Consider the following 6683-nt stretch of genomic DNA (forward strand, 5'->3'; position numbering starts at 1 on the left):
AATTATTCTTTCGATCAGAAATTAAACGAACTTGCCGTTGCCAGGCGTGAGCTTACTTTCGAGGGTTACAAACGTAGCAATGGCAAGGTGGGAATTCGTAACGAGCTGTGGATTGTGCCAACAGTTGGTTGTGTGAACGGACAGGCGCAGCAGATCATCGATTTGTTTAAGCAGGAAGTAAATCCAACCGATATTGATGCGGTAGAAGTGTTTAAACACAGCTACGGTTGTTCGCAGTTGGGCGACGACCATGTGAATACACAAAAAGCACTGGCCGATGTGATCAATCACCCGAATGCCGGTGGTGTTTTTGTGTTGGGTTTGGGCTGCGAGAATAACCAGATCGATCATCTGAAAAAGTTTATTGGCGATTTTGATGAAAGCCGTGTGCGCTTTTTAGCATCACAGGATGTGGAAGATGAGGTGGAAACCGGCTTGGAGATATTGAAAGAGATCTACGAAATTATGCACACCGATAAACGCGAAGCTGTTCCTTTGTCGGAGCTGAATATCGGTTTAAAATGCGGTGGATCGGATGGTTTCTCAGGAATTACAGCCAACCCGCTGGTTGGGGCTTTCTCCGATTTTCTGGTGGCCCAGGGCGGAACAACTATTCTTACCGAAGTACCTGAAATGTTTGGTGCCGAAACGCTGCTGATGGAGCGTGCGCAAAGCGAAGAGGTGTTTGATAAAACGGTGAGTCTGATCAACGATTTTAAAGATTATTACCTGAAACATAATTTGCCGGTATACGAAAATCCGTCGCCGGGAAATAAAAAGGGTGGTATCTCAACCCTTGAAGACAAATCGCTGGGATGTACCCAAAAAGGTGGTACAGCAACAGTGGTTGACGTATTGAAATATGCCGAACCTTTAAAAACAAAAGGTTTGAATTTGTTGTCGGCACCGGGAAACGATTTGGTGGCAGCATCGGCACTGGGTTTTAGCGGCTGTCAGATGGTACTGTTTACCACAGGGCGCGGAACACCGTTTGGCAGTTTTGTGCCCACCATGAAAATTTCTACCAATTCTGATTTGTTCAACAAAAAGAAAAACTGGATAGATTTTAACGCCGGCACTTTGCTCGAAGGCAAAACCATGGACGAGCTTTTGGAAGACTTTGTTCAGTTTATAATTGAAGTAGCCAGCGGCAAACAATTAAACCACGAAAAAACCGGGTTTAAAGAAATTGCCATTTTTAAAACAGGCGTAACGTTATAGCTACCATAATTGAGAAGTATTATTTAGGTCCCCGCAGCCATTGGTTGTGGGGATTTTTTATTCAGTGAGACCCAAATAACAGGAGAGAAACGAACTGTAATTTGATGGTCGAACTAATCCCGATAGCGGATCGTATTAGGATAAATGAGTTAATACTCCGATGCTTGACTTGTTATCAAACAAAATTCAAAATTGATACCCCATTAGCCTGCTACGATGTAGTTTATTCCATCTCCTGATGTTCCAGCACCTGCCCTGCAGCTTCAAGTTTTGGTTTTATATCCTCATACTGAAGTGTGTGAATTGAAGTCTCTTCCTCCAGGGCCATTCCGGCAAGTATTGCAGCACTTTGCCCAAGTATCATAAAAACGGGTTCCATCCGTATCGACCCAAAAGCAATGTGCGAACTTGAAACCGCCACCGGAACCAGTAAATTCTCACATTCTTCCTGTTTCGGAAGAATCGATCCCAGCGCAATTTGATAAGGCTGATGCGGGTGCACACCAATGTCTCCTTCGTTTTGCACAAAACCTTCGGGGGTAATGTAACGTTGCGTGTTGTGCGAGTCCATGGTGTAGGAACCCATTCCAACGGAGTGGGGAACCGGTGAATTTCCCAGCACCTCATTTTCGGTCATTACAAATTCGCCAATCATACGGCGGGCCTCGCGCACATAAATCTGATGAGGCCAGTTTCCGTTATCGGTGAATTCATCTTTTGCCAAACCCCATTGTTTCATTTCATTTTGAATTTCATCAGGAATTCGTGGATCGGTAGCATAAAAATAAAGCAGCCCTTTCTGGTAGTTTTCGTGTTCGCGAATAATCTCTGCCCGGCGCTCGTAGCTGGCTTCGGGGTAGTCGTAGTTCATGCCAATATTATCAAAACTAAATGGCCCGTGGTTGTTAACATCGGTTTTGTGGTTCGGAATCGGATCGAATTTATTAAATGTCTCGCGCCATCCGTGGTTTAACACCCTAACCAGCAGTTCGTATTGTGCGGGATCGTAATCTTCAGGCTGCTCAAAAGGAACACGGTTTTCAGGCACTTTTGTCAGGCACATCCTGAAACAATAAGCCTGGATACGTTTGTCGCCATCGCCTTTTTTACCTGGATCGTCGCTTGATATACGGGGCAAAACACCACTTGCCTGATCATCGGGAACAACATACGGGCTGATATTCATATTGCCGAAATGATGCCCGTGATGAAGTACACCCGTTTGTATTCCATTCCATTGCTCGTTGTACACATCGTTTGCTTCGCGCCCAACGTGGTAATTTACGCCGGCTGCGGCCATTAAATCACCTTCGTAAGTGGCATCGATAAATATTTTTGCTTGGTACTTTTCGCCATTCAGCATGGTAATGGAAACGATTTTGCCGTTTTGTTTTTCCACGCCATTCTCACGGTCGAGCCAACGATCCCGGAAAACACTGATGTTGTTCTCGCTGATAAAATCCTCAAAAACCTGCTCGGCCACATGAGGTTCAAAAATCCACATGGTGCGTTTGTCGCCATCAATTGCCGGAGTTCCCTGCCCGGTGTTGCCATATTCTTCGCGCTTTTCCCACTGCCAGGCTTCATCGGTTTGGTAATGCGAATACACGCGCTGGTAAAATTCCCGTGCCAGTCCGCCAATTACACTTTTATTTCCGGTGTCGGTAAAACCAAGTCCGCTTGATGTTAATCCACCCAAATGTTTATCGGGGCAAACAATTACAACCGATTTATTCATTTTTGCCAGTTGAACAGCCGCCGAAACAGCCGCCGAAGTTCCACCATATATTACAACATCGGCATTTGTCAGCTTTGCATCCTGTTTGGGATTACAAGCGAAAAACAAAAAAATTATGCTAAAGACGAAGGGGATGAGCTGTTTAGTTTTCATTGATATTTAGGTTTAGTTAAAAGTAAACGGATGTATCTCGTTAATCTTTGGTAAAGCAATCCGTTCACAGGTTGAATTTAAGTTTTGATTTTGAGGGAACAAAATGTTTACAATAAAATATGAAATAGTCTGAAAATCCTGATGTTAAAAAATTTTCAACCTGTTGTCAAATACATAAGCTAAAATTCCTCATCTCGTTTAGAAATTTATCTTTGTCTATTGCAAAAACTTTTTTTTGTAAAACCGGACTAGAAACCAGAAGAAGAACAAATTTCAATTTAATACTAAACCGTAGCCAAAAGCTACACTAAAATTTATCAATTTATGAGCAGTATATTTTTGATAGTGCCAATTGCCTCGATATTGGCATTGGTATTTGCCTGGATATTCTTCAAATCGATGATGAAGAATTCAGAAGGTACTGACAGAATGAAAGAAATTGCACAATACGTTCGTGAAGGTGCAATGGCTTATCTGAAAAGACAGTACAAGGTTGTAGGAATTGTTTTTGTAATACTCTTTATCCTACTAACCATTATGGCATATTTTGGCGTTCAAAATCCATTTGTGCCCATCGCATTTTTAACTGGTGGTTTTTTCTCAGGCCTTTGTGGATTTTTGGGAATGAAAACTGCAACATTTGCTTCAGCGCGTACAGCACACGGAGCTTCGCAGTCGTTGAACAAAGGGTTACAGGTTGCTTTCCGAAGTGGAGCAGTGATGGGTTTAATCGTTGTGGGATTTGCATTGTTAGATATTGCAGCATGGTACTTTTTTCTAAGTGAAGTTGTATTTACACCGGAGCATATGGCTAATGGTGCTGAATTCTTAGGGCTTCATTTTGTTCACGGAAGTGCTGATTATGTAACTAATGGTGTAATCAACGATGCAGGCCAACGCGTAAAATTAATTGAGATAACAGTTACCATGTTAACGTTTGGTATGGGTGCTTCTACACAAGCATTATTTGCTCGTGTTGGAGGAGGTATTTATACTAAAGCAGCTGATGTAGGTGCTGACCTTGTAGGTAAAGTGGAAGCCGGTATTCCGGAAGACGATCCGCGTAACCCTGCAACTATTGCCGATAACGTTGGTGATAATGTTGGTGACGTTGCCGGTATGGGAGCCGACCTTTACGAATCATACGCAGGCTCTATTTTGGCAACCGCTGCACTTGGTGCCGCTCTTCCTGCAATCGTTCTTTCTGATACAGGTATCGATCCTGTTAAAGCAGTTACAGCGCCTATGCTTGTTGCTGCCATTGGAATTATCCTTTCCATTGTGGGAATCTTCATGGTTCGCACCAAAGAATCTGCTACACAGAAAAATTTATTAAATGCTCTGTTAATTGGTACCGGAGGAAGTTCATTTTTGATTCTTCTTGCAATGGCCGGAATGGCTTACCTTGGGTGGGTAACCTGGGGCGTTTTCTGGGCTGTTATTATTGGATTGGCTGCCGGTGTTATTATCGGGCAGGCTACTGAATATTTTACTTCTGATGAATATAAACCTACAAGAGGTATTGCAGAACAAGCGCAACAAGGACCTGCAACTACTATTATTGACGGTTTAGCTGTTGGAATGTACTCAACCTGGATACCGGTTGTAACCATTGTACTTGGTATTATGGGATCATTCTGGGCAGCAGGTGGTGCAGAACACTTTGCTATGGGGGTTTACGGAATTGGTTTTGCTGCTGTAGGTATGTTGTCTACACTGGGTATTACATTGGCTACCGATGCATTCGGACCTATTGCTGATAATGCTGGAGGTAACGCTGAAATGGCTGAGCTTCCACCTGAAGTGCGTGAAAGAACAGATGCTTTAGATATGCTGGGAAATACAACAGCGGCAACCGGTAAAGGATTTGCAATTGGTTCAGCAGCACTAACAGCAATGGCTTTAATTTCTGCTTATATGGAAGAAATTAGATTGTGGTTTGGAAAAATAGCAACAGCCGGAGAAGGATTTGTTACCAAAGGCTCATATATCTTTTATAATGATATTGCTCCGGCAGCACAGGATGGAATGCAAGCAATTAAGATTTCAACAGCTTCAGTAAAAGATTTTACGGCTGCTTACGACGTTACTCTTTTTAATCCCCTGTTTTTAGGTGGTCTTTTCCTGGGTTCAATGATGGCATTTCTGTTTAGTGCAATGACAATGAAAGCTGTTGGACGCGCAGCGGGTGCAATGGTTGATGAAGTTCGCCGTCAGTTCCGCGAAATTAAGGGAATCCTTGAAGGAACAGCTACACCTGAATATGCCAAATGTGTTGAAATTTCAACTAAAGGAGCACAGAAAGAAATGTTGGTACCTTCATTAGTAGCAATTATAGTTCCTGTTGTTGTTGGAGCTTCAATGGGAGTTGCCGGTGTTATTGGTCTGTTGGCCGGTGGATTGACTGCCGGTTTTACACTGGCTGTGTTTATGAACAATGCTGGTGGTGCCTGGGATAACGCTAAAAAATACATTGAAAAAGGAAACTATGGTGGAAAAGGAAGTGAAGCTCACCATGCCGGTGTTGTTGGTGACACCGTTGGTGATCCTTTTAAAGATACTTCAGGTCCTTCTTTGAATATTTTGATAAAACTGATGACTATGGTTTCGGTTGTAATGGCCGGTTTAACTGTAACATTAAGTTTGCTGTAAACAAGTTATTGATATTAAAATATGAAACCATCTGTCGTAAGGCAGGTGGTTTTTTTATGTGTTTGATTAGCCTGGAATGCAGATGATCCAGATTGGGAAGGTTGTCGCTGAGACTTTTCAGATAGATAGATGAAAAAGTGTTAAATTGTTGCTATTGTAAAATTGTAAGCTTTCATCTCAGTGAATGAGTTCTTCTCGTCTGCAACTCACGAAGCTCAGTAACTGTTTCCAGCTATCAGGTTTGCAATTCAGCAATTTTTCAGTTTAACAATTTATTTCAATCTCCTCCGTTTTCTCACCTATCTTATCTTTTCGGTGCTTATAGTCTTATCTTCTCACAGTCTCTCACTCTCATTCTCTCTATCGCACATAAACAAAATTTAACTTCGTAATTGAACAAATTATTTGTAAATTCAGTTACACTAAGAAAAACGTAAATTCTAATCATTAAAAATACTACCATGGCAAATCTTACAACAACTTATATGGGTGTAGAGTTAAAAAATCCACTCATACTTGGAGCAAGTAACTTAGTAACGAAACCCGATGTAATTAAACAAATTGAAGAAGCCGGAATTGGGGCGATTGTATATCGTTCGCTTTTCGAGGAACAAATTCAGCTTGAAAGTCTGCAAATGGATGAGCTGCTTAGCGAATACGAAAACCGTAACGCAGAAATGACCGATCTTTTTCCGGGATTGGAACACGCGGGACCAAAGGAGCATTTATATAATTTGGAGAAACTGGTTAAAAGTGTTGATGTTCCGGTATTTGCAAGTCTGAACGCCATATACGAACCAACCTGGGTTGAATATGCGCAGGAACTGGAGAAAACAGGTGTGGCAGGTTTGGAAATAAACCTTTATGCAGTGCCGGGTTATTTTGAAGTTACCGGCGAATCGATTGAAGACAAGCAGGT

At 42.2% G+C, this 6683-nt stretch carries 3 protein-coding genes and 1 pseudogene; 3 read left to right on the plus strand and 1 reads right to left on the minus strand.

What is annotated here, in order from left to right; genetic code table 11:
- The coding region (locus ABZB17_RS18865) for a UxaA family hydrolase (protein ID WP_372652499.1) at window positions 1-1221 on the plus strand (1221 nt) is incomplete at its 5' end.
- Window positions 1222-1444: 223 nt separating this feature from the next.
- Here the strand turns inward: ABZB17_RS18865 and ABZB17_RS18870 are convergent.
- Entirely contained in the window at window positions 1445-3112 is a 1668-nt protein-coding gene (locus ABZB17_RS18870; RefSeq protein WP_372652501.1) for an FAD-dependent oxidoreductase, read from the minus strand.
- 324 nt (window positions 3113-3436) lie between these two features.
- Here ABZB17_RS18870 and ABZB17_RS18875 point away from each other — a divergent pair, with 324 nt between their 5' ends.
- Complete coding sequence (locus tag ABZB17_RS18875; protein WP_372652503.1) at window positions 3437-5764, plus strand: sodium-translocating pyrophosphatase; 2328 nt, start codon at window positions 3437-3439, stop codon at window positions 5762-5764.
- 461 nt (window positions 5765-6225) lie between these two features.
- Window positions 6226-6683: pseudogene (locus ABZB17_RS18880) on the plus strand (dihydroorotate dehydrogenase); the annotation flags it as partial.

Source organism: Draconibacterium sp. (assembly GCF_041583095.1).
In the GTDB taxonomy this organism is placed as follows: Bacteria; Bacteroidota; Bacteroidia; order Bacteroidales; family Prolixibacteraceae; genus Draconibacterium.